Here is a 24,254-nt window from a genome sequence, read left to right as displayed (position 1 = left end):
CACGCACCTAAACTACTTGCGGTTCGCTATTCGTTACGCGATGTCACACTTCGCAGGGGTGTTCGGTCAGGGCCGGACGAGCCGCTCGACCCCGTAGTACGCGGCGGCGCAGTGGGCCGCCCAGTCGTCCGCGTACACCTCGGTGAAGAAGGGCTCGGCGAGCCCGCCGATCAGCAGCGGGCGGTACGTCACCTCCCGGCGCCCGGCCGCCGCCTCCGACCGGATGCGGACGTCCTGCCGGTCCCACGCGATGCTCCGCGCCACCGTCTTGGTGGTCAGGGTCCGCACCGGGAGCACCAGGGCCGTCAGGCTGGCCACGGCCACGGCGCCGGTGACGACCAGCACGGTGAGCCCGGCGGCCCGCCCCCCGCCGGTCGTCGGCGCCCGGACGAGCCGACGGCCGATCCGGTGGCCGAGCCAGGCCCCGTAGCCGCAGAGCGCCAGCAGGAACGGCACGAGGAAGCTGGTCCACGTGCGCGCGTAGGTCCAGCCGCCCGGCCCGTATCCACCGCGCAGACCGTACGCGGCGACCAGGCTCCCCAGCGCGATCAGCGGGACCGGGAGGGCGACGGCCACCAGAAACGTTCCTCTTGACGGTGGGCCGTCCGGTGAGGGGCTGCGGGGGCCCTCCGGCTCGTCCGGGGGCGTGCCTTCCCGGGCCGGGGACGCGTCCTTGCGACCCGGGGGTGCGTCCTTCCGGTCCGGCCGGTCCGGGGCGGGGCCCTTCCGGTCCGGGGAGGGGCCGGGGGCCGCGAACGCCACCGCGAGCCCCAGGAGCACCCCGGCCGCGAGGGCGCCCGCGTAGGCCCACTGCCCGCCGACGGTCTCCCAGATCCGGTACCAGTCCCCGAGCGTCTCCCGGACCTCCGCGAGGGAGAGCGGAGCCTCCGGCCGCTGCGCCCGCCGCCAGCGGGCGCCCGGCGAGGTGGACAGCAGCACCAGACCGATCAGGAGCCCCAGACACCAGGCCGCGCACCACGTCGGCACGAACCGGTCGCGCGTCCGACCGAACTGGGGGAGGCAGAGCACCCCGACGGCCACCGCGATCAGCCCCGACATCGCGACGAACGGCTCGCTGAGCATCCCGATCGCCGCGCCGAGCAGCACCGCCGCACCGACGGCGGCGCTCCGCGCCCAGCGCCGCCGGCTGCGGGCCGCGGCCACGGCGGAGAGCACCGCCCAGACCCCCACGACGCTCGGGAGGGTGTGGGAGACGGTGGCCGGGGCCCAGAGCAGCGCCTGATAGGGGCGCGTGCCCGCGAAGAACAGCAGCGCCTCGACGACCAGGGTGGCCGTCAGCGCGGCCACCCGGGGGAACGGCAGGCGCAGCGCCCGCAGCGCGGCCCGGCCGAGGAGGTACAGACCGACGCCGAGCGTGACCACCAGGAAGGCGGGCAGCAGGGAGGGCCCGAGCATCCCGTCGGAGTAGAGCAGCCCGGTCAGGAAGGCGTTGGTGACCCGCCCGTTCTGGGTCAGGTAGAAGTCGCCGGTGATACCGAGGACGCCCAGGTCACGGGCTTTCCAGAGGGCGCACCAGTCGTCCGACGTGGGGCGTACGTAGAGGCCGAGGAAGGCGCCGACGGAGAGCAGCGCCCCGGCGCCCGCGGTGAGGACCAGGGCGACCGGGGGGAGCGCCCGCCGGGGTCCGCTCCCCCCGTCGTCCGGTCCGCCGCCGTCCTGTCCGCCGTCCGCCGCCGGTGCGTCGCCGCGCTCCGAGAGGGTCGTCCTGCTCACCGGTCATCGCTCCACGGGGCTCTACGGGTGACAAATAGGTATAAATGCCACGTATATCAATATCTTCCTTGCATGCTTTTCCGCATGGACGACATGCCGACCGGGAGCGGTCACCCGGGCGACGCCGGGCGGTCACCGCCGCTCCGTACCGTGGCCGCGCCGCTCGAAGAAGAGTTCGGTGGTGGTCCCTCAGGACGTACTCCCGCCCCTCCCTCTGGAGTGACCGTTCCATGACCAGGCTCTCCGTCGTCGTCCCCTGCTTCAACGAGGAGGACGTCGTCGAACTCTTCGACGCGCGGATGCGCCAGGTGCTCGACGCCCTCCCCGTCGGCTACGAGATCTGCTACGTCGACGACGGCAGCTCCGACGGAACACTGGCCAAGCTGCGCGGCATCGCCGCCCGGCACCCCCACCGCACCCAGTACGCCTCCTTCAGCCGCAACTTCGGCAAGGAGGCGGCCATGCTCGCCGGACTGCGCAAGTCCACCGGCGACGCCGTGGTCATCATGGACGCCGACCTCCAGCATCCGCCGGAGCTGCTCGCGCGGATGCTCGACCTGCACCACCAGGGCCACGACCAGGTCATGGCGCGACGCACCCGTGAGGGCGACAAGAAGCTCCGGTCCGTCCTCAGCCGTGTGTACTACCGGGCCGTCAACCGCTGGGTGGACGTCGAACTCACCGACGGCGTCGGCGACTTCCGGCTGCTGTCCCGCCCCGCCGTCGACGCCCTGCTCTCGCTCCCCGAGTACAACCGCTTCTCCAAGGGGCTGTTCTCCTGGATCGGCTTCGACACCGTCACCTTCGACTACCAGAACGCCGCGCGCGAGGGCGGCGAGACGAAGTGGCGGTTCAGCTCGCTCGTCAACTACGGCATGGACGGGCTGATCTCCTTCAACAACCGCCCGCTGCGGATCGCCCTCTGGCTCGGCATGATGCTCACCGGTCTCGCCGCCCTCTACGCCGTCTGGGTGACCGTCGCCGCCCTCAGCCAGGGCGTCACCGCCCCCGGATACGTCACCCTGGTCGCGATCATCGTGGGCCTCGGGGGCGTGCAGATGGTGATGCTGGGGCTGATCGGGGAGTACATCGGGCGCATCTACTACGAGACCAAGCGCCGCCCGCACTTCCTCGTGAAGGAGACCCACCGCTCCTTCGGCCGGGGCGCCGCCGAACGGGCCGTCGCCGGACGCGCCCGGGTCGTGGCCACCGAGGGGGAGCGCTGATGGGGCCGGGGGGGCCGGGGGGGCCGGGGGTGCCGTCCGGGCCGGGCGGTCCGGGTGCTCGGGACGGGGCCGATGGCTCTGATGGTCTTGGTGGGTCCGGTGGGTCCGGTGGGTCCGTCGGCTCAGGCGATTCTGACGGCCCTGGTGGTTTCGTCGGCCCCACTGGCCCCACCGGCCCATGTGATCCCAGAGGCCCCAGCGGGGCACGGCACCGGGGCGCGGGGGAGGCGCCCGGCCGGGGGCGAGAGGCGGAGGAGGCGGCCGGAAGGGAGACGGCCGGTCAGGGACGGGGCGCGGAGGGGTCCGGCGGACGTACCCGGCGCGCGCGGCTCGCCGAGATCTTCCGCTTCGCCCTGGTCGGCGGGGTCAACACCGTCACCTTCTTCGGCTGTTACCTGCTGCTCCACCCCTGGATGCCGTACTTCGCCGCGTACTCCCTCGCCTTCCTCCTCAGCATGGTCGGCTCCTTCTTCCTCAACACCTACTTCACCTACCGGACCCGGCCGACCTGGAAGAAGTTCGCCCTCTTCCCCCTCACCAACGTCACCAACTACCTGGTGCAGAGCGTCGGCCTGTACGCCCTGGTCAGCTGGGCCGCGATGGACGACAGGATCGCGCCGCTCGTCGCCGCCGTCGTCGCCATCCCCTTCACGTACCTCATCTCCCAGCGCATCCTGGTGCCGCGCGGCACCGGCCAGGGCCCCACCACCTCCGGTCCAGGAAGCGAAACGGACGAGCGGCAGCCCTCCCGCCTCGCGTAGATTGCCTGGCAGCCGCCGCCCGGGAGCGGGCGCCGCGCAGGACAGCCGAGTGAGGACGACGCAGGTGGCGACGCACGTGACGACGCAGCAGAGCACGCAGGTGACGGGAGAGGCGGACCGCGCGCGACCGTACGTGACGGAGGCCCGCAGGATCGTCGTCAAGATCGGCTCCTCCTCGCTCACCACCGCCTCCGGAGGCCTCGACGCCGACCGCGTCGACGCCCTCGTCGACGTCCTCGCCAAGGTCCGCAGCGGCGGCGAGAAGGAGATCGTCCTCGTCTCCTCCGGTGCCATCGCCGCCGGACTCGCCCCCCTCGGACTCACCCGCAGGCCCAAGGACCTCGCCCGCCAGCAGGCCGCGGCCAGCGTCGGCCAAGGCCTCCTCGTCGCCCGTTACACCGCCTCCTTCGCCCGCTACGGCGTCCGCGTCGGCCAGGTCCTCCTCACCACCGACGACACCAGCCGCCGCGCCCACTACCGCAACGCCTACCGCACCCTCGACCAGTTGCTCGCCATGGGCGCCCTGCCGGTCGTCAACGAGAACGACACCGTCGCCACCGACGAGATCCGCTTCGGCGACAACGACCGCCTCGCCGCCCTCGTCGCCCACCTCGTCCGCGCCGACCTCCTCGTCCTCCTCTCCGACGTCGACGGGCTCTACGACGGCGACCCCGCCAAGCCCGGCACCTCCCGGATCGCCCGGGTCACCGGACCCGAGGACATCGCCCACGTCGAGATCGGCGCCGCGGGCAAGGCGGGCGTCGGCACCGGAGGCATGGTCACCAAGGTCGAGGCCGCCCGGATCGCCGCCGCCGCGGGCATCCCCGTCGTCCTCACCTCCGCGAGCCGCGCCGCCGACGCCCTCACCGGCCGGGACACCGGCACGTACTTCCACCGCACCGGCCGCCGCTCCGCCGACCGGCTCCTCTGGCTCGCCCACGCCTCCACCCCGCAGGGCTCCCTCACTCTCGACGACGGAGCCGTCCGCGCCGTCGTCGAAGGAAAGAAGTCGCTGCTCGCGGCCGGTGTCGCGGCCGTCGAGGGCGACTTCGTGGCGGGCGACCCCGTCGAACTGCGCGACACCGGGGGCCGGGCCGTCGCCCGTGGCCTCGTCCACTTCGACGCCAAGGAACTGCCCCGGATGCTCGGACGTTCCACCCACGTCCTCGCGAAGGAACTCGGGCCCGAGTACGAGCGGGAGGTCGTCCACCGGGACGACCTGGTCGTCATCGGCCATCCCGCCCGCCCCACCCGAAACGGCTGAAAGTACGGCCATCCGGAAGGGACGTTCACCAAAACCGCCCCACGTACGCCCTCGGACTGGTCAACTTTGTCCCGGGGGCAAGAGCAGGGCGGGGACAGCACCACACGCATCACACAGGAGGCCGCCGGTGAGACGAGCGCGCCCAGGGGCACCGCCCCGAGGGACTGCCGAACGCGCCCTGACCAGTGTCGAGGCCGGAGCCGACTTCGACGAGACACGGGCCAGGTCAGAGGAGAGGAAGGCCGAACCCGGCACGGACCCGGGGGAGTCACGGGAGGTACGGGAGGTACGGGCCGAGCAGCGGCCCGTGTCCAAGCTCTGGCACATCACCCTCAGCGTGTCCGGGGTGGAGTCGCCCCTGAAGGAGGTGCGGCGCGGGCTCGAACAACTCGCCCACGACCACCCCTTCCTGCTGACCAGCCGTTACGCCAACGACCACGCCGAGATCCGGTACTGGGAGGAGGCCCGCGACCTCCACGACGCCGCGGCCGTCGCGCTGCGCCTCTGGGGCGAGCACCGGCAGACCGCGAAGCTGCCGCCGTGGGAGATCGTCGGCCTCGAGGTCATCGACCGCGAGACCTACCACCAGCGCATCGCGGAGGGCTACGGCCCGCCCCCGGCGGCCCCGGTCGGCGTCCACCCGTACTGACCGCCGTACCGGCCTCGGCCGACCGGGGAATTCTCCACCGGGGAAGGCCGTCGTCCCGTGGCGTGGGAGCACGTCTCGGAGTGCGGGATGCGTGAGGGATGTCCGCGGGGCTGCCAGTACCCTGCGGGCATGACCTCGCTCACGCCCCTCGACAACCTGTCCCCGGTCACCCGGGCCGCCTACCGGGCCCGTGGCGCCGCCGCCGAAATCGCGCCACTCCCGCGCGCGGCCAAGGACGACGCCCTGCTGGCGATCGCGGACGCCCTGGAAGTGCGTACCGCCGAGATCATCGAGGCCAACGCCGAGGACATCGCCAAGGCCCGCGAGGCCGGGACCAGCGAATCGGTCGTCGACCGGCTGACCCTCACCCCCGAGCGCGTCCGGGCCATCGCCGCCGACGTCCGCCATGTCGCCGCGCTGCCCGACCCCGTCGGCGAGGTCGTCCGTGGCTCGACCCTCCCCAACGGCATCGACCTGCGCCAGATCCGCGTCCCGCTCGGCGTCGTCGGCATCATCTACGAGGCCCGCCCCAACGTCACCGTCGACGCCGCCGCCCTCTGCCTCAAGTCCGGCAACGCCGTCCTGCTGCGCGGCTCCTCCTCCGCCTACGCCTCCAACGCCGCCCTGGTGAAGGTCCTGCGGGACGCGGTCGGCGGCGCCGGACTGCCCGCCGACGCCATCCAGCTCGTCCCCGGCGAGTCCCGCGAGTCGGTCCGCGAACTGATGCGCGCCCGTGGCCTCGTCGACGTCCTCATCCCGCGCGGCGGCGCCTCCCTGATCCGCACGGTCGTCGAGGAGTCCACCGTCCCCGTCATCGAGACCGGCACCGGCAACTGCCACGTCTACGTCGACGCGCAGACCGATCTCGACATGGCCGTCGACATCCTGATCAACTCCAAGGCCCACCGGGTCAGCGTCTGCAACGCGGCCGAGACCCTCCTCGTCCACCAGGACGTCGCCGAGGCCTTCCTGCCCCGGGCCCTCGACGCCCTCGCCGAGGCGGGCGTCACCGTCCACGCCGACGAGCGGGTCCTCGCCCTCGCCGAGGGCTCCAAGGCCACCGTCGTCCCGGCCACCGCCGAGGACTGGGAGACCGAGTACCTGTCCTACGACATCGCCGCCGCCGTCGTCGACTCCCTCGACAAGGCCGTCGAACACATCCGGATGTGGTCCTCCGGCCACACCGAGGCGATCGTCACCACCTCGCAGGCCGCGGCCCGTCGATTCACCCAGTTGGTCGACTCGACCACGGTCGCCGTGAACGCCTCCACCCGGTTCACGGACGGCGGACAGTTCGGCTTCGGCGCGGAGATCGGGATCTCCACCCAGAAGCTGCACGCCCGGGGCCCCATGGGCCTTCCGGAGCTGACCTCGACCAAGTACATCGTCACCGGCGACGGTCACGTGCGGTAATCACCTCCTTTCGGTACGGGCAGGGAGGGTTCGCACTCTCCCTGCCCAAAACCCCCTCGCGGGTCTACTCTGAATCCGTGCCGGACGACGTGGGGGGCAAGCCGTTCCAGGACGGCGGGGACCCCGAGGACGCTGTCGACCGCGGAGGCGCCGACGAGGTCTACGCCGACGTGGTCTTCGACGAGGACTTCGTACGGGCCGCGGCCTTCCACGAACCGACCGCCGTCGAGCGGCTGCTCGCCTCGGCCCAGGCCCGTGCCGAGGCCGAGGCCGCCCGAGCCCGTGCGGGCGGCGGATCCGCCGACGACGACCCCTACGGGGAGCGCCGCGACCTTCCCGGCCTCACCTACGAACCCGACGACATCGGGGACGACGCCAGCCCCTACGGCCGCCACGGAGGCGCCCTGCGCCCCTACCGGGGCAGCGCCCGCTGGCACCGGCCGGTGGCCTGGATGCTCGCCCTCGTCATGGGCGTCGGCATGGTCGCCCTCGCCTTCAGCGCCGTCTACCGGGGCGCGGCCGCCAACCGGCAGGACCAGGTCCCGCCGCCCGCCACCACGGGCGTCGACGCACCCAATCCGCATCCGGCCCCGCCCGTCGCCCAGGTGCCCGCCGTGCGGTCCACATCACCCGGATAGCGGCCGGAGCCCCCACGACCCTCGACGCCCCCACAACGCCCGGACGGCGAATTCTTCCGAACTTGTCGTGTACCTGGGCGTTTACCGAAGCCCCCGCCGACCTACCCTGAAAGTATGGCAAGCCGTGGCGACCCGCCCGAGGGGACGCCCGAGGGGCTCCCCGGCGGTGGTGAGGACGAGTACCGATCCGTCGTCTTCGACGAGGCGTTCGTCCGTGCTGCCCGTCTCCAGGAGTTCTCGGCCAGTGAGCGCATGGGCGAGCCCGCCCGTGCCGTCCGCAGCGCCCCCGTCGTCCGGGACGGCCGCAGCGGCTCCCGTCCCACCGTCCTGCTGGTCCTGCTGATCCTCCTCGCCTTCGGCACCGCCCTCTACCTGGGCGTCCGCAACCCCTACCAGCCGCCCGCCGACCAGCGGGCCGAACCCCTGCGGACCACCGTCGTCCCGCTCGCCCCGCAGGGCCCCGTCGTCGGCGGTACGCCCGAGCGGCTCTTCGACCGCAGCCCGGCCGCCGAGTACGCGGTCGGCGCCGCCGGGATCAACCTGCCCCTCGCCGGGCGCACCTCCCACTTCGCCGAGAGCCAGGTCGTCACCGCCCTCAGCATCGCCAAGGACTACCTCGTGGCCTCCGGTCTGGAGCCCGACGTCCTGTCCGGGGCGACCGTGCGGCCCCCGCGCGTACTGCTCGACCCCGACCAGCTGGAGCAGTTCGACCGGAGCGTCGAGACACCGGCCGACGACGGCAGACACGCCCTCGCCGCCTGGCTCGTCCGCTTCGACCCCCGACAGGCGGTCCTCGCGGACCCCGGCGTCCGGGTCCAGGGAGTCCTCCACTACGAGGAGACCGGCACCGAAACCCTCGACGTCCTCGCGGACCACACGTACACCTACGCCCTCCGCCCGGCCGCCCAGGCGCCGGGTGTCGCGGCCTCCCTCTTCACCGTCCACCGCGTCGTCCGCTTCCGCTTCGACCGCGACGACCTGCGCATGCACCGGGCCGAGCTGCTGACCAGCACGGTCGAGGCGGGCCCCCAGGCCTGCGGCCCGGACGGCACCGGCGCCCTGCGACCGCTCCTGGCGGGCGCACGGGCCCCGGACGGCGGCCGGCCTCCGGTCACCGACCCGTACGCCACGGCCCGGCCCGCCGCCCCGTCCCTCTGCGGAACGCTCGCCCCGACCGCCCAGCCCTCCCCGTAACCCCTCGACGAGCCCCGGCGATCATGCCCACCCGGTGGACGCCGGGCGATCGGTGTCCTGGCTGCCGGGCGGTCGGTGTCCGGCGCCGGGAGCACCGACGGTCGGTGGACGACTGGCACGTACCGACGGTCGGTGTCCGACGTCTGGGAAGTGCCGGGCGGGTGGGTGACGACAGGGTGGCGACGGGGGGAGTGCCGGGCGACCAGCGGGCCTACTTCTCGGTGCTTCCGGTGCTTCCGGTGTCTCCCTCGGCTCCGTCCGTTCCGTCCGTTGCGTCGCCCGGCGTGCCCCGCTCGCCCTCGGAGGCCTTGCCGCCCTGCGCGCTCCTGTCCCCCTGGCCGCCGCCGAAGCGGTTGCGCAGCCGCCCACCGAGGTCGCCCGCCAGGTCACCGGCGCCGCCCGCTATGTCCCCGACCAGCTTCAGCAGGGGATCCTTGCTGGTCCGCACGGTGTCGGCATAGTGCCCCGCCGACTCGCGGAAGGCGTCCGTGACGGAGGTGTCCTTGTCCTCCGTGCGCTTCGGGTAGTGCCCGTCCATGATCCGCTGGAAGTCGCGGCTCTCCGCCCACTTCTTCAGCTCCGCCGCCCGGACGGTGGTGAAGGGGTGCGTCCTGGGCAGCACATTGAGGATCTTCAGGACCGAGTCCCGCAGGTCACCGGCCTTCTCGTACTCCTCGGCCTGGGCCAGGAACGCGTCCACGTTCATCTCGTGGAGGTGGTTGCCGCCCGCGATCTTCATCAGCCCGCGCATCGAGGCCCGCACGTCCTGCCCGACGAGGAGCCCGGCCCGGTCGGCGGAGAGCTCCGACTTGCGGAACCACTCGCGCAGCGCCGTCACGATCGCGGTGATCGCCACGTTCCCCAGCGGGATCCAGGCGACCTTGAGCGCGAGACCGGTCAGGAAGAGCAGCACCGTGCGGTAGACGGAGTGCCCGGAGAGGGCGTGGCCGACCTCGTGGCCGACGACCGCCCGCATCTCCTCCTCGTCGAGGAGCTCCAGCAGACCGGTGGTGACGACGATGATCGGCTCGTCGAGGCCGATGCACATCGCGTTCGGCTTCGGGTCCTGCGTCACGTACATCGGCGGGACCTTCTCCAGGTCCAGGATGTAACAGGCGTCCCGCAGCATGTCGTTGAGGTGGGTGAACTGTGCGTCACTCACCCGGACGGAGTCCGAGAGGAAGAGGAGCCGCAGACTGCGCTCGGGCAGGAGCCCGCTGAGCGCCTTGAAGACCGTGTCGAAGCCGCTGAGCTTGCGCAGCGCCACCAGCGCAGACCTGTCGGCCGGATGTTCGTAGGCCCGCGAGGAGATGCCGGGGAACCGCTTGCGCTGCCTGCTCGGCACGCTCTCCTGGTCGTTCTCGGTCATGGATGCCCCCTGTTCGTACGAGTCGGTGCTCGTCCCCCTGACCACACCCACCCTAGGCGCTGGCGCTACCGTGTGCCGGGGCCCTGTGGATAACTCGGGCACCACGGACGACCGAGGAGCACGACCGACATGCCGGACACCGCAGACTCCGTGACCGCCCTGCTCGCCGCCGCCGCGGAGCAGGGGCCCGGCGACACCCTCCGTATCGTGCTGCTCGTCTCCATCGTGGGCGGCGTCCTGCTCGCCTGGTTCCTGTTGCGCGGCTACCGCACCGAGGACCCCGACCCGACCGGTACGACGAACGGCTCCGCCGCCACCGGGTCCACCGACGCCGGAAAGCCCGCGGACACCGTCGGCGGCAGCGCGGACACCGCCGACGGCAACACGGAGCGCGACGCCAACGCCTGAGTCGGCGTGGGCCTCTCCGGACCGCCCGCATACGATGTGCGCGAAGTCTCCGCTCCCATCCCCGATCGATAGGTCTGCCGAAGATGAGCCTCCACAGCACCGCCACCCACCTGGTCTCTCTCGCCGAGGGGGCCGAGCACGGCGGCAACCACCACAGCCTCAACCCCTACATCATCGGTTTCGGCGCGCTCGGTGCCCTGCTCCTGCTGCTGTGGATCACCACCCGCTTCAACCGCGACCGCTGAACCGGAGACCCTGATCAGGCGTCCGCCGCCGTGCCAGTAGGCTCTGCACGCATGGGAGAGCAGGAAGTGCCTACTGGCGGGCGCGGCAAGCGCCGACTCGGCGTGATGGGCGGAACCTTCGACCCGGTCCACCACGGACACCTGGTGGCGGCCAGCGAGGTCGCCGCCCTGTTCCACCTCGACGAGGTGGTGTTCGTGCCGACCGGACAGCCGTGGCAGAAGAGCGACAAGACCGTGTCCGCCGCCGAGGACCGGTACCTCATGACGGTCATCGCCACCGCGTCCAACCCGCAGTTCTCGGTCAGCCGGATCGACATCGACCGCGGCGGAGCGACCTACACCATCGACACCCTGCGGGACCTGCGCTCTCTCAACAGCGACTCGGACCTCTTCTTCATCACCGGGGCCGACGCGCTGTCGCAGATCCTCACCTGGCGCGACGCCGAGGAACTCTTCTCGCTCGCCCACTTCATCGGCGTCACCCGGCCGGGCCACGACCTCACCGACGACGGCCTGCCCAAGGGCGGCGTCTCGCTGGTCGAGGTGCCCGCGCTCGCCATCTCCTCCACCGACTGCCGGGCGAGGGTCGCACAGGGCGATCCCGTCTGGTACCTGGTCCCGGACGGCGTGGTGCGCTACATCGACAAGCGCCAGTTGTACCGCGGCGAGTGAGCCGGCGCGGCGAGTGAGCTTCGGGGAGGGGCACCCGTGAACGACCAGCAGCATCCGTACGATCCGTACCGTCCGCAGCCGCAGATCATCGGCTACGACGAGTACGGCCAGCCGGTGTACCAGCAGCCACAGACGCCCCCACAGGGGACCGGGCAGCACTACGACCCGTACGGCGGACAGCAGGCTCAGCAGCCGCAGCAGACCTACGGCTACGACCCCTACGCCCAGCAGCCGGGCCAGACCCAGCAGCCCTCCTACGACCCCTACGGGCAGCAGGGCTACACCTACCCCGGCTACGGCACCGGACAGCAGTGGACGGCCCAGCCCGAGGCCACCCCGACACCCGCGCAGGCACCCGCCCCGGCCCAGGCCCCCGTACCGACCCCGCCCGCCGCGCCCGTCGCGGCCCCGCCGGGCGTCCCCGGACAGCGCCCCGCACCCGAACGGCCCACCCCGGCGGCCCGTACCGGCGAAGGCCCCGCCGAGACCGACGGCGAGGACCGCGACTACCGCACCGAGCAGTTCTCCTTCATCGAGGAGCCAGACGAGGACTCCGAGGACGTCATCGACTGGCTCAAGTTCACCGAGAGCCGCTCGGAACGCCGCGAAGAGGCCAGGCGCCGGGGCCGCAACCGGATCGTCGCCCTGGTCGTCGTCCTCGTCCTCGCCGTCGTGGGCGGCGTCGGCTACCTCTGGTCCACCGGCCTCCTCCCCGGAACGTCCGACGGCGGGACCAAGACCGGCGGCACCGCCACCGGCCCGCAGAAACGCGACACCATCGTCGTCCACCTCCACGAGACCAAGAGCGGCCGGACGTCCACCGCCCTGCTCGTGGAGAACACGACCACCCGCCAGGGCACCACCGTGCTGCTCCCCAACACCCTGGTCGTCGCCGACGACGAGGGCGTGGCCACCACCCTCGGCAAATCCGTCGAGGACGACGGCTCCGGCGGGACCCGGCAGGCGGTCGACAACCTCCTCGGGACCGCCGTCACCGGCACCTGGCGCCTGGACACCCCGTACCTGGAGAACCTGGTCGAGACCCTCAGCGGCATCGAGGTGGACACCGACATCGACGTGCCCGACGCCAAGAAGGGCGCGGATCCGCTGGTCCGCAAGGGCGAGAAGCAGACCCTCAACGGTCGTGCCGCCGTCGCCTACGCCACCTACCGGGTGCCCGGCGAGCCCGAGGCCAAGCAGCTCCAGCGCTTCGGACAGGTCATGTACGGCGTGCTGCGGAAGTTCTCCTCCGACCCCGGGGCCGCCACGGTCACGGTCCAGACCCTCCAGCAGATCCTCGACCCCTCCCTCCCCGAGAAGGACCTGGGCGCCTCCCTGGCCAAACTCGCCGAGCACGCCAAGATGGGCGCGTACAGGACGAGCGTCCTCCCGGTGGCCGAGGACGGCACGCTGACCGAGGGCGCGGGCGAGAGCCTGGTCAAGGACGTCCTGGGCGGCAAGGTCACCGCGCCCAAGTCCGACGGCGTGCCCCGGGTCTCGGTCCGTGACGCCTCGGGCAAGAAGGCGACCGAGTCGGCCCGGGTCGTCCTGGCCAACGGCGGCTACTCCTTCGTCGGTGGCGTGGAGGCGGCGACACAGGAGAAGTCGCAGGTCATCTACGGTGACGACACCCAGAAGGCAACGGCCGAGGAAGTCGCCAAGACACTGGGCCTCCCGGCCGCCTCGGTCACGAAGGGGAAGCCCGCCCGGGCAGCCGTGGTCACCGTGGTCCTGGGCCAGGACTACAAGGTCGAGAAGGCCGGCCGGTAGCAGGCGCCCGGACCGGTGCGGGGCGGCCCCGAGCCGCCCCGCGGGGCCGGTCCGGGCCGCCCGGCACCGGCCCCCGGAAAACGTTGGCGGGGCCGTCGGCGGTCCGTGAGACCCTGGAGGGGTACTGGACCCGCCGACGAAAGCCTGCTTGTGACCGCCACGGATCGTTCCATCGAACTCGTCAACGCCGCCGCTCAGGCGGCCGCCGACCGGCTCGCGCACGACATCATCGCGTACGACGTCAGCGACGTGCTGTCGATCACCGACGCCTTCCTGCTCGCCTCCGCGCCCAACGACCGCCAGGTCAAGTCGATCGTCGACGAGATCGAAGAGCGCCTCAACAAGGACCTCGGCGCCAAGCCGGTCCGCCGCGAAGGCGACCGCGACGCCCGCTGGATCCTGCTGGACTACGTCGACATCGTCGTCCACGTCCAGCACAGCGAGGAGCGCGTCTTCTACGCGCTCGAGCGCCTGTGGAAGGACTGCCCCGAGCTGCCCCTCCCCGAGGACGCCCGGAAGACCCACGGCAAGGGTGCCGAGCACGCCGCCCTGACCGGTGTCGACCTCTCCGAGCACGCCGCCGGGCTGCCCGACGAAGTGGACGGTGAGCTGAACTGAGCACCACCGAGGGCGGCAGGGGCCGTCGCATCGTCCTCTGGCGCCACGGCCAGACCTCGTGGAACCTGGAGCGCCGTTTCCAGGGCTCGACCGACATCGAGCTGACGGAGACCGGCGTGGCCCAGGCGCGCCGGGCCGCCCGGCTTCTCGCCGCGCTGGAACCGGACGCCATCGTGGCCTCCGACCTGAAGCGGGCGGCGGCCACCGCCGCCGAGCTCGCCACGCTCACCGGCCACTCCGTCGCCCACTACTCCGCGTTGCGCGAGACGTACGCGGGGGAGTGGCAGGGTCTGACCCACGACGAGATCGTCACGCGGTACGGCGATCAGTACGCGGCGTGGAAGCGCGGCGAGCCCGTGCGCCGGGGCGGCGGCGAACTGGAGAGCGAGGTGGCCGACCGGGCCGCCCCGGTCGTCCTGGACCACGCCGACAAGCTGCCCCGGGACGGCACGCTCGTCGTGGTCAGCCACGGCGGCACGATCCGCACCACCATCGGCCGGCTCCTGGGCCTCGAAGCCCGCCACTGGGAGAGCCTCGGCGGCCTCTCGAACTGCTGCTGGTCCGTCCTCGGCGAGGGCGCCCGCGGCTGGCGGCTGACGGAGCACAACGCGGGCACGCTGCCCGAGCCGGTGCTCGGCGACGACACCTGAGCCCCCCGGTCGGCCGGCCGGACCCGGATTTCACTTTCCGGCAGGTCACAGGCTAAAGTTCTTCTTGTTCGCAGCGCAGAGCGCGAGGAACACGAGGGGCTATAGCTCAGTTGGTAGAGCGCCTGCATGGCATGCAGGAGGTCAGGAGTTCAATTCTCCTTAGCTCCACAGTCACCGGATCCCGTCCCCTTCAGGGGGGCGGGATCCGTCGTTTCCGTCCGCCGTCCCGTAGAGGGACGCGATCCGGAGACGGCTCTCCTCGTCGTCCGGCGTGTAGACCACGATCCGGCACTCCGGCATCCCGTCCACGGAGAGGGAGACCGAGGTCATCCGGACCTCGCCCACCCGCGCGTGCCGGAAGACCTTCACCCGGGCCCTCGGCGGCACCGCGTCGGTGCCGCGCCACAGCCGGGCGAATTCGGGACTCGCCTCCACCAGCCGCCGTATGAACTCCTCCCAGGCGCGCTCGCTCACATGGCGCCCGTACGCGCCCCGCAGCCTGGCCACCATCAGCGGCAGCTCCCGCCGCCGGTCGACCACCGGGCAACCCGCCCCCGAAGCTCCGCACAGTGCCCACAGCGCGTTGCGCATGCCGTACGGGCCCGTGTCCGGCTCCGGCCCGCCCCGGAAGAAGAGCCGCTCGTACCCGCCGTTGGTGGCGAGCACGTCGTACCGGGCGTTGTAGAGCACCGCCGGGCGCGGATCCAGGGCGTCGAGGATGCCCTGGATCTCCCGGCCGACCTCGGGAAGGCCGGACGCGGACGGCTCCGGGGCGTACGGCACCTCGGCCAGCCGGTAGAGGTGCTCGCGCTCGGGGCAGTCGAGCCGCAGCGTACGGGCGACCGCGTCGAGGACCTGCGCGGACGCGTTGATCGGACGCCCCTGCTCCAACCACGTGTACCAGGTCACGCCGACCCCGGAGAGCCGGGCGACCTCCTCACGGCGCAGACCGGGCGTGCGGCGGCGGAGCCCCGGTGGCATCCCGACGTCCTCCGGTGCCACCCGGGCCCTGCGGGCCCGCAGGAAGGCGGCCAGTTCCGGCCGTCGGCGTCGCTGCTCAGGTACGGCGGTCACGATCGTCCCACCCCCATGGTCGAGTCCCCGCGCCGCCGTCGCCGGGTGCTGTCGGCACCGGCATCGGCGGGCTCCCACCCGTGCCGGACCCCGGTCACGCTCGGCGCACGACCTCGACCACGACACGTCCCACGACCAGTAAAGACGGTGGCACCGACAACCGGCCCGGACCGCCGCCCGGTCCACGGCACTCCCCAACGTCTCCGCCGCCGGCGTCACGGCCCCGACGACCCGCGCCGAACTCCCCACGCGCGCGCGTGGACCCGGAGTGTCGTGGACGTCGAGGATCGTGCGGCAGGGAACTCCCCACGCGCGCGTGGACCCGGCCCCGCCCGGCACAGGGCGGGACCGGGTCAGCGGAACGCGCCCGTCCTGTCGGTGACGCCGCAGGCCCCGGCCGTCGCCGCGCTCGTGGGCGGGGCGGTCCGGCCGCCGCACCGAGCGGGCCGCCCCCTTGCGGGGCCATGGCAGAATCGGACGGCCGGAGGGGGACGAGATTCCGGATGGGAGGGTGACCCAAGTGCTCGGTGACAACGGCGGGGTGTGTCCCAGGGGCGCACGGCCCGCAGTCGCGGCCGGAGCCCGCTGATGGGTGCGCACAGGCGGAAATGCGACTGGTGCGGCAGCGGGACGCCCATCGTGCGCGACATGGAACCCGTCAACCCCGGATTCCAGTACTGGTGCGAGGAGTGCGCACGGGCGCTGATCATAAAAGGCGACCCCATCGAGACGTACCGCGAACTCGAGGGGGAGCCGATCTACGGCCGGCTCCTCGACGAGCACTGCACCCTCAAACGGTTCTACTCCTTCGCCACGGCCTGACGCCGCGGCAGGCCCTGACGCCTCAGCGTCAGCGCGTACCCCACGAACACCGCGGTCGCCGTCAGCGGGTAGACGGCCGAGAGCAGCATCTGGCCCGCGTTCTGGTCCAGTTCGGGCCGCCCCGGGTCGTGCGGGACCCACCACAGCATGAACGAGGCGAAGGCCAGGGCCACCGCACCCGTCACCGGCCACGCGCGCGTGGAGCGGTCCGCGAGCAGGATCAGCAGCGGCACGCACCAGACCCAGTGGTGGGACCAGGAGATCGGGCTGATCATCAGCGCGGTGAACGCGCAGACGACCACCGCCACCGCCTTGTCGCCGCGCACGGCCGCCCGTACCGCCAGCACCATCGCCGCGCCGCCGAGGAGCGCCGCGGTCACCGCCCACCACATGCCCGGGTCGTCGGTGTGCATCAGCCGGGCCAGCACCCCGCGGATCGACTGGTTGGCCGTCTCCTCGGCGAAACCGACCCGCCCGGTCTCGAACAGGGTCTCCGTCCAGAACCGCCGGGAGTCGGCGGGCAGGGCGACCGCCACCGCCAGCGTCGTCCCGAGGAACACCCCCGTCGCCGTCGCCGCCGTGCGCAGCCACTGGTTCCAGGTCCGGTCCCGCCGCCACAGGAGGAACCCGGCGACGAGCAGCAGGACCACGAAGAGCCCCGGTGTGAGCTTCACCGCCGTCGCCAGACCGATGCCGAGACCGGCCCAGCGGCTGCCCTCCCGGCGCGTCAGGTCCCAGAGCACCGCCACGGCTATCAGCAGGTTGATCTGGCCGTACCGCAGCGTCGTCCACACCGGCTCGCACCAGACCACCACGGCGGCGACCCACAGCGTCGTACGCCACAGGTCCGCACGGGACAGCGACGGACGGACCAGCTGGAGCGACAACTGCACCAGCGCGACCACCAGGAGCAGGTTCCCCGCGGTGGCCAGCGTCCGCATCAGCGGCACGCCCACCAGGGTCAGCGGGACGAACAGCAGCGCCGCGAACGGCGGGTAGGTCATGCCCAGGTTCGCGGAGGTGGCACGCATCGCGTACAGATCGCCGCCCGCGAGGACCGTCTCGCCCTCGGCGCGGTAGACCATCACATCGAGCATGTTCACGTGGGCCAGGCGTTGCGCCGCCCAGAAGGCCACGAACGAGAACAGACAGACCGCCGCGGCGGTGGCCAGGGGCCACGGCCGGGCGCGGGTTCGGGAGAGCACGGAGACGGACACAGTCGGCGACCCTACCCGGCAGGTCAGAAGGGCCCCGGGAAACGATTTGGAGATCTGCCGGGGAGCCGGTTAATGTTCTGTCTGTCGCCGCGAGGGAAACCGGAACGGAGACGGAAGAAAGCAAGGGGCTATAGCTCAGTTGGTAGAGCGCCTGCATGGCATGCAGGAGGTCAGGAGTTCAATTCTCCTTAGCTCCACAGAAAGAAAGCGGGTCACCCGGATCGGGTGGCCCGCTTCTTCGTGTCTCCTCCCTCCGGCCGGTGTGCGCGACCGCTCCCCGGAACGCCGGTGCGGCCCGCGCGGGCCCTGCGGTACCCTGGCGCCATGCGTGCCGTACGCCTTCTGCTTACCGAGCCGCGCTGATCAGTCCCGACGGACGACAGACATTCCGTCGGAGTCGGCGCGGCGTCCCCTCCTGTGCGAGGGGATTTTTCATTTCACGGCAGTCCGTGGCAGTGGGCAGAGACGATCGATGGAGCTTCAAGGACCATGACCGAGATCAATACGGCCGTCGAGACGGCGGCCCCGCATCGCTACACGGCGGCCATGGCCGCCGACATCGAGGCACGCTGGCAGGACTTCTGGGACGCCGAGGGCACCTACGAGGCGCCCAACCCCACCGGTGACCTGGCGGGCGACCCCGAGGTCGTCGCGCGCCCCAAGAAGTTCATCATGGACATGTTCCCGTACCCCTCGGGCGCGGGACTGCACGTCGGCCACCCGCTCGGCTACATCGCCACGGACGTCTTCGCCCGCCACGCGCGCATGACCGGCCACAACGTGCTGCACACCCTCGGCTTCGACGCCTTCGGCCTGCCCGCCGAGCAGTACGCCGTGCAGACCGGCACGCACCCGCGCGTGTCCACCGAGGCCAACATGGAGAACATGAAGGTCCAGCTGCGCCGGCTGGGCCTGGGCCACGACAAGCGCCGGTCGTTCGCCACGATCGACCCCGAGTACTACAAGTGGACCCAGTGGATCTTCCTGCAGATCTACAACGCCTGGTACGACGACGAGGCCGGGAAGGCCCGTCCGATCGCCGAGCTGATCGAGCAGTTCGAGAACGGCACCCGTGAGATCCCCGGCTCCACGCGCGCGTGGAACGAGCTGTCCGCCACCGAGCGCGCCGACGTCCTGGGCGAGTACCGCCTGGCGTACACCTCCGAGGCGCCGGTCAACTGGTGCCCCGGCCTGGGCACCGTCCTGGCCAACGAGGAAGTCACCTCCGACGGCCGCTCCGAGCGCGGCAACTTCCCCGTCTTCAAGGCCAAGCTGCGCCAGTGGAACATGCGGATCACCGCCTACGCGGACCGCCTCCTGGACGATCTGGACGCACTGGACTGGCCCGAGGCCATCAAGCTGCAGCAGCGCAACTGGATCGGCCGCTCCGAGGGCGCCCGCGTCGACTTCCAGGTCGGCGACACCGGCGCCATCACCGTCTTCACCACCCGCCAGGACACCCTGTTCGGCGCCACCTACATGGTCCTGGCGCCCGAACACGATCTGGTCGACCAGATCGTCCCGGCCGCCTGGCCCGAGGGCACCCACGACGTGTGGACCGGCGGCCACGCCACCCCGTCCGAGGCCGTCGACGCCTACCGCAAGCAGGCCGCCTCCAAGTCCGACGTCGAGCGGCAGGCCGACGCCAAGGAGAAGACCGGCGTCTTCACCGGCGCCTACGCGACCAACCCGGTCAGCGGCGACCGCGTCCCGGTCTTCATCGCCGACTACGTCCTGATGGGCTACGGCACCGGCGCCATCATGGCCGTCCCCGCCCACGACACCCGCGACTTCGCCTTCGCGCGCGCCTTCGAGCTGCCGATGCGATGCGTCGTCCAGCCCGACGACGAGCGCGGCACCGACCCCACCACGTGGGACGACGCCTTCGCCTCGTACGACGCGAAGCTGGTGAACTCCGCCGACGGCGAGATCTCCCTGGACGGCCTGGGCGTCGTCGAAGCCAAGGCGAAGATCACCGCCTGGCTGGCCGACCGGGGCATCGGCGAGGGCACGGTCAACTTCCGGCTCCGCGACTGGCTGTTCAGCCGTCAGCGGTACTGGGGCGAGCCCTTCCCGATCGTCTACGACGAGGACGGCGTCGCCCACGCGCTGCCCGAGTCGATGCTGCCGCTGGAACTGCCCGAGGTCGAGGACTACTCGCCCCGCACCTTCGACCCGGACGACGCCGACACCCGGCCGGAACCCCCGCTGTCCCGCAACGAGGACTGGGTCGACGTCACCCTGGACCTCGAAGACGGCAACGGCCCGCGCCGCTACCGCCGCGAGACCAACACCATGCCCAACTGGGCCGGTTCCTGCTGGTACGAGCTGCGCTACCTGGACCCGCACAACTCCGAGAAGCTGGTCGACCCGACCGTCGAGGAGTACTGGATGGGCCCCCGCGAGGGAATGCCCACCGGTGGTGTCGACCTGTACGTCGGCGGCGCCGAGCACGCGGTACTGCACCTGCTGTACGCGCGGTTCTGGTCCAAGATGCTGTTCGACCTGGGCCACGTCTCCTCCGCCGAGCCGTTCCACAAGCTGTACAACCAGGGCATGATCCAGGCCTTCGTCTACCGCGACGCGCGCGGGATCGCCGTCCCCGCGGTCGAGGTCGAGGAGCGCGACGGAGCCTTCTGGTACGAGGGCGAGAAGGTCAGCCGCGTCCTGGGCAAGATGGGCAAGTCCCTGAAGAACGCCGTGACGCCCGACGAGATCTGCTCCGAGTACGGCGCCGACACCCTGCGCCTCTACGAGATGGCGATGGGGCCGCTGGACGTGTCCCGCCCCTGGGACACGCGCGCGGTGGTCGGCCAGTACCGGCTGCTCCAGCGGCTGTGGCGCAACATCGTCGACGAGGCGACCGGCGAGGCCACCGTCGTCGCCGCCGCGCCCGACGAGGACACCCTGCGCGCCCTGCACAAGGCGATCGACGGCGTCGCCCAGGACATGGCCGCGATGCGCTTCAACACCGCCATCGCCAAGGTGACCGAGCTGAACAACCACCTGACGAAGTCGGGCGGCGCGCTGTCCCGGTCCGTCGCCGAGCGGCTGGTCCTGCTGGTGGCTCCGCTGGCCCCGCACATCGCCGAGGAACTGTGGCGCAAGCTCGGCCACACCGACTCGGTCGTCCACCAGGACTTCCCGGTCGCCGACCCGGCGTACCTCGTCGACGACACCGTGACCTGCGTCGTGCAGATCAAGGGCAAGGTCAAGGCCCGCCTGGAGGTCCCCCCGTCGATCACCGACGCCGACCTGGAGGCACTGGCCCTGGCCGACCCCCACGTGGTCGGCGCGCTGGGCGGCGCCGAGATCCGCAAGGTGATCGTGCGCGCGCCGAAGCTGGTCAACATCGTCGCCGGCTGACGAACCCAGGGGTTTCCCCTACGGGCAGGTTGGGGGTTCCGATGGAACCCCCGACCTGCCTCTTCCGTTTACCGTGGAGGAACCACATCAGTGGGGACTCGACAGACGCCGGAGGGGCGCACATGGAAGCCGCGATTATCACGATCATGGCGCTGCTCTTCTTGTCGTTCGTGGCGCTCGGCGTCTACGTGACGGTCAAGGCGGTCAAGGCGGCCAAACGCGGGGTCGACCGCACGATCGACCAGGCCCGGCGCACGGTCGAGGACACCACCCTGCGGGCCAAGAGCTTCGGACAGGCGGGAGTCGCGGGCGAGCTGGCCAGACTCCGGCTCTCGCTGCGCACCTCGATGCGGGCCACCCAGGAGGCCCTCCAGGCCGGTGTCGGAGAGGACGCCTCCCTGAAGGAGTCCCTCGACCTGTTCCACCGGCTCAGCGCGCACGGGCTCGAACTGGACGACGACCTCAGGCGCCTCGAACGGGAACCCGACCGGGCCTGGGTGTCCGGGCAGCTCCCCGACCTCACCGCCCGCACCGAGCGGATCACCAGCTCCGCCGACGCGCTGCGCCGCGCGGCCCGGGACCGGGCCCTGAAGTTCGCCGAGGACGACCTGTCGGCGCTCAGCGACCAGATCGACGTCGAGGCGGGAGCCCTGCGCCACTGGACCGGCCCCGAGACCGCGTCGGCCGGTACCGGTGCCACCGGTGCCGCTCCCGGAGGACGGACCGGATGGGAACACCCCTCGGAACAGGCCGGACAGCACGGACAGGCTGGGCCGCCCGCGCCGGGCCACGAGAACGAACGGCCCGCGATCACGGCCCCCGACCCCCGACGGACCCCCTACTCCTGGGAGAAGTCGGCCCGCCCCGAGACCACCACCTGACCCCCCGACCGGCCCGGGAACACTCCGGGTCCACACCCCTGGACGAGCCCGCCGGACATCGGCGGTGGGGGCCGGGCTGCCACCCCGGGGCAACGGCGGGTAACCTCCCGCTCATGTCCCGGCATGTCGCGATCATCACCGATTCCACGGCCTATCTGCCACGTCGGACACGGGAGCGGCACGCCATCACCACGGTGCCGTTGACCGTCGTCATCGGCGACCGCGCCCTGGAGGAGGGCACCGAGATCTCGGCACAGGCACTCGCCGAGGCCCTGCAGAAGAGACGGCCCGTCACCACCTCACGGCCGAGCCCCGAAGTCTTCGCCGAGGCCTACCGGGAAGCCGCCGAGGCCGGGGCGGAGGGCGTCGTCTCGCTCCATCTGTCCGCCGAGGTGTCCGGCACCTATGACGCCGCCGTGCTCGCGGCGAAGGACGCCCCCCTGCCCGTACGGGTCGTCGACACCCGGATGATGGGCATGGCACTCGGCTTCTGCGCCCTGGAGGCGGCCAGGGTCGCCGAGGCCGGCGGCTCCCTCGACGAAGCGGTCGCCGCCGCGGAGAAGCGCGCCGAGGGGACCAGTGCCTACTTCTACGTCGACACCCTCGACTATCTGCGCCGGGGCGGCCGGATCGGTGCCGCGCAGGCCCTCCTCGGCTCCGCGCTCGCGGTGAAACCGCTCCTCGAACTCGACAACGGACGGATCGAACTACGGGAGAAGGTGCGGACGGCCTCGAAGGCCATCGCCCGCCTGGAGGAGATCGCCGTGGAGCGGGCCGGTACCGGCGCCGTGGACATCGCCGTCCACCACCTCTCCGCGCCCGAACGAGCCGCCGCTCTCGCCGACCGGCTCAGGGAACGCGTACCGGGCACGGCGGACGTGCAGGTCAGCGAGGTCGGCGCGGTCATCGGCGCGCACACGGGCCCCGGGCTGCTCGCGGTCGTCGTCTCCCCGCGCTGAGACGGTCCATCCCCCGGGAAGGTGACGGGGTTTTCCACAGCGAGGTGGCTGTCCACGGACCCTGAGCGCGTCCCGCACGACGGGGTGGCGCTCCCTACCGTCAGCCGTATGACTCTTCACACACGTACGGCAACGACCGTTCCCGATGGTCCTGCGGACCTTCCCGGCGCCCCGGGTCCGGCGCGCCCACTCGTTGTCCCGGCTGTTGGCGGGGCCATGCCCGGGACGGCGAGTGGAGCCGGGAGCGGGGTGACGAGCGGGCCGGGCAGGGGGCCCGGGTCCGACGGCCGGAACCGCTCCGGGGTACGGAGTACGGCCATGGGACGGGACACGGGTCCCGGGCGTGGTCCGGTGTCCGGGCACGGTACGGCTTCCGGGCGGGTCAGGCGGCGGGTTCGTGTCCGGCGGGTGGCCGTGGTGCCGGGGGACGGCGCCCGGCACCGGGGCGACGCGCTGTTCCCGGGCGCGGCCCCGCAGGAGAGGGCGGCCGAACCGCCGCGGGGGACCCCCGAGGAGCCCGAGGTGTGGCAGCGCGGCTCACCACCGGGGGCACGCCGACGACTGGCGGCGGCGCTGCGCGAACGGACCCCGGTGTGGGTGCAGACCCGGTGCGGCCTCGAACCGAGGACACTGGCCGCCCTGACGGTGGTCCTGGTGACGGCCGGTGGCCTCGCGGGCGGCTACTTCTGGGCCGGACGACCGGAACCGGTCCAGGCGCCCGACCTCGTACGGGCCGCCGCGTCCATGGCCCCGTCCGCACCAGGGCCCGTGCCGCGCGTCGGCGCGGAAGCGGGCCGGGGTGCGCTTCCCGCTCCGGGCGGGGCGAATCCGGGCGGCGCGAAGGTGATCGTCGACGTCGGTGGCAAGGTCCACAGGCCCGGGGTGCTGACGCTGCCCGCCGGGTCCCGGGTCGCGGACGCCCTGCGCGCGGCGGGCGGCGCGAAGGAGAACACGGACCTCACGGGCCTCAACCGGGCCCGGGTGCTCCTCGACGGCGAACACGTCCTCGTCGGACTGCCGGGCATCTCCGCCACGGGGCCAGGCTCCGGCTCCGGTGCGGGGAGCGGCGGGCCGGGGGTTCCGCTGAGCCTGAACACGGCCACGGTGGAGCAACTCGACGGCCTCCCGGGGGTCGGCCCCGTCCTCGCCGGGCACATCGTCGACCACCGGGCGGAGCACGGAGGCTTCCGCTCGGTCGGGGAATTACGCGAGGTCAACGGCATCGGCGAGCGCCGGTTCGCCGACCTCGAACCACTGGTCCGGCCATGAGGCGGAGTGCGGGGCGGAGCGGAGCGCGGGGCACCGAGACGACTCCTGGACGTGA

Annotated in this window: 22 protein-coding genes and 2 tRNA genes; 20 read left to right on the top strand and 4 right to left on the bottom strand. The window is 72.1% G+C overall.

Features of this window, described 5'->3' with window-relative positions; translation table 11 throughout:
• Nucleotides 1-66: 66 nt before the first annotated feature.
• Nucleotides 67-1,734: a hypothetical protein gene (locus ACIRQY_RS28800; protein WP_403930646.1), complete on the bottom strand. Its 1,668-nt coding sequence runs from the start codon at nt 1,732-1,734 to the stop codon at nt 67-69.
• 230 nt (nt 1,735-1,964) lie between these two features.
• On the opposite strand from ACIRQY_RS28800, the gene ACIRQY_RS28795 reads away from it, so the two are divergent.
• The 7 genes from ACIRQY_RS28795 to ACIRQY_RS28765 all read left to right on the top strand — a co-directional run bounded on the left by ACIRQY_RS28795 (nt 1,965) and on the right by ACIRQY_RS28765 (nt 8,879).
• Nucleotides 1,965-2,960 carry a glycosyltransferase family 2 protein gene (locus ACIRQY_RS28795; protein ID WP_403930645.1) on the top strand — a complete coding sequence of 332 codons (996 nt, stop codon included), beginning with the start codon at nt 1,965-1,967 and terminating at the stop codon, nt 2,958-2,960.
• A gap of 338 nt (nt 2,961-3,298) precedes the next feature.
• Complete coding sequence (locus ACIRQY_RS28790) at nt 3,299-3,721, top strand: GtrA family protein (protein WP_351792928.1); 423 nt, start codon at nt 3,299-3,301, stop codon at nt 3,719-3,721.
• Between the two features lie 133 nt (nt 3,722-3,854).
• Nucleotides 3,855-4,985 carry a glutamate 5-kinase gene (gene proB / locus ACIRQY_RS28785; protein ID WP_351792931.1) on the top strand — a complete coding sequence of 377 codons (1,131 nt, stop codon included), beginning with the start codon at nt 3,855-3,857 and terminating at the stop codon, nt 4,983-4,985.
• Between the two features lie 127 nt (nt 4,986-5,112).
• Complete coding sequence (locus ACIRQY_RS28780; protein WP_351792843.1) at nt 5,113-5,634, top strand: hypothetical protein; 522 nt, start codon at nt 5,113-5,115, stop codon at nt 5,632-5,634.
• A 129-nt stretch (nt 5,635-5,763) separates the two neighbouring features.
• Nucleotides 5,764-7,047 (top strand): glutamate-5-semialdehyde dehydrogenase, encoded by a 1,284-nt coding sequence (locus ACIRQY_RS28775; RefSeq protein ID WP_351792845.1) that lies wholly within the window; start codon nt 5,764-5,766, stop codon nt 7,045-7,047.
• A gap of 77 nt (nt 7,048-7,124) precedes the next feature.
• The gene (locus ACIRQY_RS28770; RefSeq protein ID WP_403930643.1) at nt 7,125-7,685 is read left to right on the top strand and encodes a hypothetical protein; all 561 of its coding nucleotides are present in this window, start codon (nt 7,125-7,127) and stop codon (nt 7,683-7,685) included.
• 114 nt (nt 7,686-7,799) lie between these two features.
• Nucleotides 7,800-8,879 carry a hypothetical protein gene (locus tag ACIRQY_RS28765; protein ID WP_351792851.1) on the top strand — a complete coding sequence of 360 codons (1,080 nt, stop codon included), beginning with the start codon at nt 7,800-7,802 and terminating at the stop codon, nt 8,877-8,879.
• A gap of 211 nt (nt 8,880-9,090) precedes the next feature.
• Here the strand turns inward: ACIRQY_RS28765 and ACIRQY_RS28760 are convergent, their stop codons facing one another.
• Nucleotides 9,091-10,248 carry a M48 family metallopeptidase gene (locus ACIRQY_RS28760; protein ID WP_403930641.1) on the bottom strand — a complete coding sequence of 386 codons (1,158 nt, stop codon included), beginning with the start codon at nt 10,246-10,248 and terminating at the stop codon, nt 9,091-9,093.
• A gap of 129 nt (nt 10,249-10,377) precedes the next feature.
• Between ACIRQY_RS28760 and ACIRQY_RS28755 the strand changes: the two genes are divergently transcribed.
• From ACIRQY_RS28755 to ACIRQY_RS28725, 7 genes are all read left to right on the top strand, one after another.
• Nucleotides 10,378-10,656, top strand: coding sequence for a hypothetical protein (locus tag ACIRQY_RS28755; RefSeq protein ID WP_403930681.1), 279 nt, complete (start codon nt 10,378-10,380; stop codon nt 10,654-10,656).
• 83 nt (nt 10,657-10,739) lie between these two features.
• Nucleotides 10,740-10,901, top strand: a complete 162-nt coding sequence (locus ACIRQY_RS28750) for a hypothetical protein (RefSeq protein WP_351792857.1) — start codon at nt 10,740-10,742, stop codon at nt 10,899-10,901.
• A gap of 51 nt (nt 10,902-10,952) precedes the next feature.
• Nucleotides 10,953-11,573, top strand: coding sequence for a nicotinate-nucleotide adenylyltransferase (nadD, locus tag ACIRQY_RS28745; RefSeq protein WP_403930639.1), 621 nt, complete (start codon nt 10,953-10,955; stop codon nt 11,571-11,573).
• A 36-nt stretch (nt 11,574-11,609) separates the two neighbouring features.
• Nucleotides 11,610-13,343 carry an LCP family protein gene (locus ACIRQY_RS28740; RefSeq protein ID WP_403930638.1) on the top strand — a complete coding sequence of 578 codons (1,734 nt, stop codon included), beginning with the start codon at nt 11,610-11,612 and terminating at the stop codon, nt 13,341-13,343.
• A gap of 150 nt (nt 13,344-13,493) precedes the next feature.
• On the top strand, nt 13,494-13,961 hold the full coding sequence (gene rsfS, locus ACIRQY_RS28735) for a ribosome silencing factor (protein WP_366440552.1): 468 nt from the start codon (nt 13,494-13,496) through the stop codon (nt 13,959-13,961).
• Complete coding sequence (locus tag ACIRQY_RS28730; protein ID WP_351792933.1) at nt 13,958-14,611, top strand: histidine phosphatase family protein; 654 nt, start codon at nt 13,958-13,960, stop codon at nt 14,609-14,611. Before rsfS ends, ACIRQY_RS28730 begins: the two co-directional genes overlap by 4 nt.
• Nucleotides 14,612-14,706: 95 nt before the next feature.
• A tRNA-Ala gene (locus ACIRQY_RS28725) sits at nt 14,707-14,779 on the top strand.
• A 3-nt stretch (nt 14,780-14,782) separates the two neighbouring features.
• Here the strand turns inward: ACIRQY_RS28725 and ACIRQY_RS28720 are convergent.
• Complete coding sequence (locus ACIRQY_RS28720) at nt 14,783-15,685, bottom strand: helix-turn-helix transcriptional regulator (RefSeq protein WP_403930637.1); 903 nt, start codon at nt 15,683-15,685, stop codon at nt 14,783-14,785.
• Nucleotides 15,686-16,273: 588 nt separating this feature from the next.
• Here ACIRQY_RS28720 and ACIRQY_RS28715 point away from each other — a divergent pair.
• Complete coding sequence (locus ACIRQY_RS28715; RefSeq protein ID WP_056559019.1) at nt 16,274-16,507, top strand: hypothetical protein; 234 nt, start codon at nt 16,274-16,276, stop codon at nt 16,505-16,507.
• Here the strand turns inward: ACIRQY_RS28715 and ACIRQY_RS28710 are convergent.
• Nucleotides 16,486-17,724 carry a glycosyltransferase 87 family protein gene (locus ACIRQY_RS28710; RefSeq protein ID WP_351792871.1) on the bottom strand — a complete coding sequence of 413 codons (1,239 nt, stop codon included), beginning with the start codon at nt 17,722-17,724 and terminating at the stop codon, nt 16,486-16,488. The two genes, ACIRQY_RS28715 and ACIRQY_RS28710, sit on opposite strands and share 22 nt — an antisense overlap.
• A 124-nt stretch (nt 17,725-17,848) precedes the next feature.
• Between ACIRQY_RS28710 and ACIRQY_RS28705 the strand changes: the two genes are divergently transcribed.
• The 5 genes from ACIRQY_RS28705 to ACIRQY_RS28685 all read left to right on the top strand — a co-directional run bounded on the left by ACIRQY_RS28705 (nt 17,849) and on the right by ACIRQY_RS28685 (nt 24,199).
• Nucleotides 17,849-17,921: transfer RNA gene (locus tag ACIRQY_RS28705), tRNA-Ala, on the top strand.
• A gap of 292 nt (nt 17,922-18,213) precedes the next feature.
• Nucleotides 18,214-21,090: a leucine--tRNA ligase gene (gene leuS / locus ACIRQY_RS28700; protein ID WP_403930635.1), complete on the top strand. Its 2,877-nt coding sequence runs from the start codon at nt 18,214-18,216 to the stop codon at nt 21,088-21,090.
• 122 nt (nt 21,091-21,212) lie between these two features.
• On the top strand, nt 21,213-21,971 hold the full coding sequence (locus tag ACIRQY_RS28695) for a hypothetical protein (protein ID WP_403930633.1): 759 nt from the start codon (nt 21,213-21,215) through the stop codon (nt 21,969-21,971).
• A 113-nt stretch (nt 21,972-22,084) separates the two neighbouring features.
• On the top strand, nt 22,085-22,930 hold the full coding sequence (locus ACIRQY_RS28690) for a DegV family protein (RefSeq protein ID WP_403930632.1): 846 nt from the start codon (nt 22,085-22,087) through the stop codon (nt 22,928-22,930).
• 408 nt (nt 22,931-23,338) lie between these two features.
• The gene (locus ACIRQY_RS28685; RefSeq protein WP_403930630.1) at nt 23,339-24,199 is read left to right on the top strand and encodes a helix-hairpin-helix domain-containing protein; all 861 of its coding nucleotides are present in this window, start codon (nt 23,339-23,341) and stop codon (nt 24,197-24,199) included.
• The last annotated feature ends 55 nt before the right edge of the window (nt 24,200-24,254 follow it).

The organism is Streptomyces sp. NPDC101490, from assembly GCF_044767145.1.
Lineage (GTDB): Bacteria > Actinomycetota > Actinomycetes > Streptomycetales > Streptomycetaceae > Streptomyces.
This window is presented reverse-complemented; position numbering and strand designations above follow the sequence as displayed.

Coding starts and splice junctions, on each gene's coding strand:
- ACIRQY_RS28760 (WP_403930641.1), bottom strand. CDS start 10,248: ATGACCGAGAACGACCAGGAGAGCGTGCCGAGCAGGCAGCGCAAGCGG.
- ACIRQY_RS28750 (WP_351792857.1), top strand. CDS start 10,740: ATGAGCCTCCACAGCACCGCCACCCACCTGGTCTCTCTCGCCGAGGGG.
- nadD (WP_403930639.1), top strand. CDS start 10,953: ATGGGAGAGCAGGAAGTGCCTACTGGCGGGCGCGGCAAGCGCCGACTC.
- leuS (WP_403930635.1), top strand. CDS start 18,214: ATGACCGAGATCAATACGGCCGTCGAGACGGCGGCCCCGCATCGCTAC.
- ACIRQY_RS28765 (WP_351792851.1), top strand. CDS start 7,800: ATGGCAAGCCGTGGCGACCCGCCCGAGGGGACGCCCGAGGGGCTCCCC.
- ACIRQY_RS28690 (WP_403930632.1), top strand. CDS start 22,085: ATGTCCCGGCATGTCGCGATCATCACCGATTCCACGGCCTATCTGCCA.
- ACIRQY_RS28795 (WP_403930645.1), top strand. CDS start 1,965: ATGACCAGGCTCTCCGTCGTCGTCCCCTGCTTCAACGAGGAGGACGTC.
- ACIRQY_RS28715 (WP_056559019.1), top strand. CDS start 16,274: ATGGGTGCGCACAGGCGGAAATGCGACTGGTGCGGCAGCGGGACGCCC.
- ACIRQY_RS28755 (WP_403930681.1), top strand. CDS start 10,378: ATGCCGGACACCGCAGACTCCGTGACCGCCCTGCTCGCCGCCGCCGCG.
- ACIRQY_RS28695 (WP_403930633.1), top strand. CDS start 21,213: ATGGAAGCCGCGATTATCACGATCATGGCGCTGCTCTTCTTGTCGTTC.
- ACIRQY_RS28775 (WP_351792845.1), top strand. CDS start 5,764: ATGACCTCGCTCACGCCCCTCGACAACCTGTCCCCGGTCACCCGGGCC.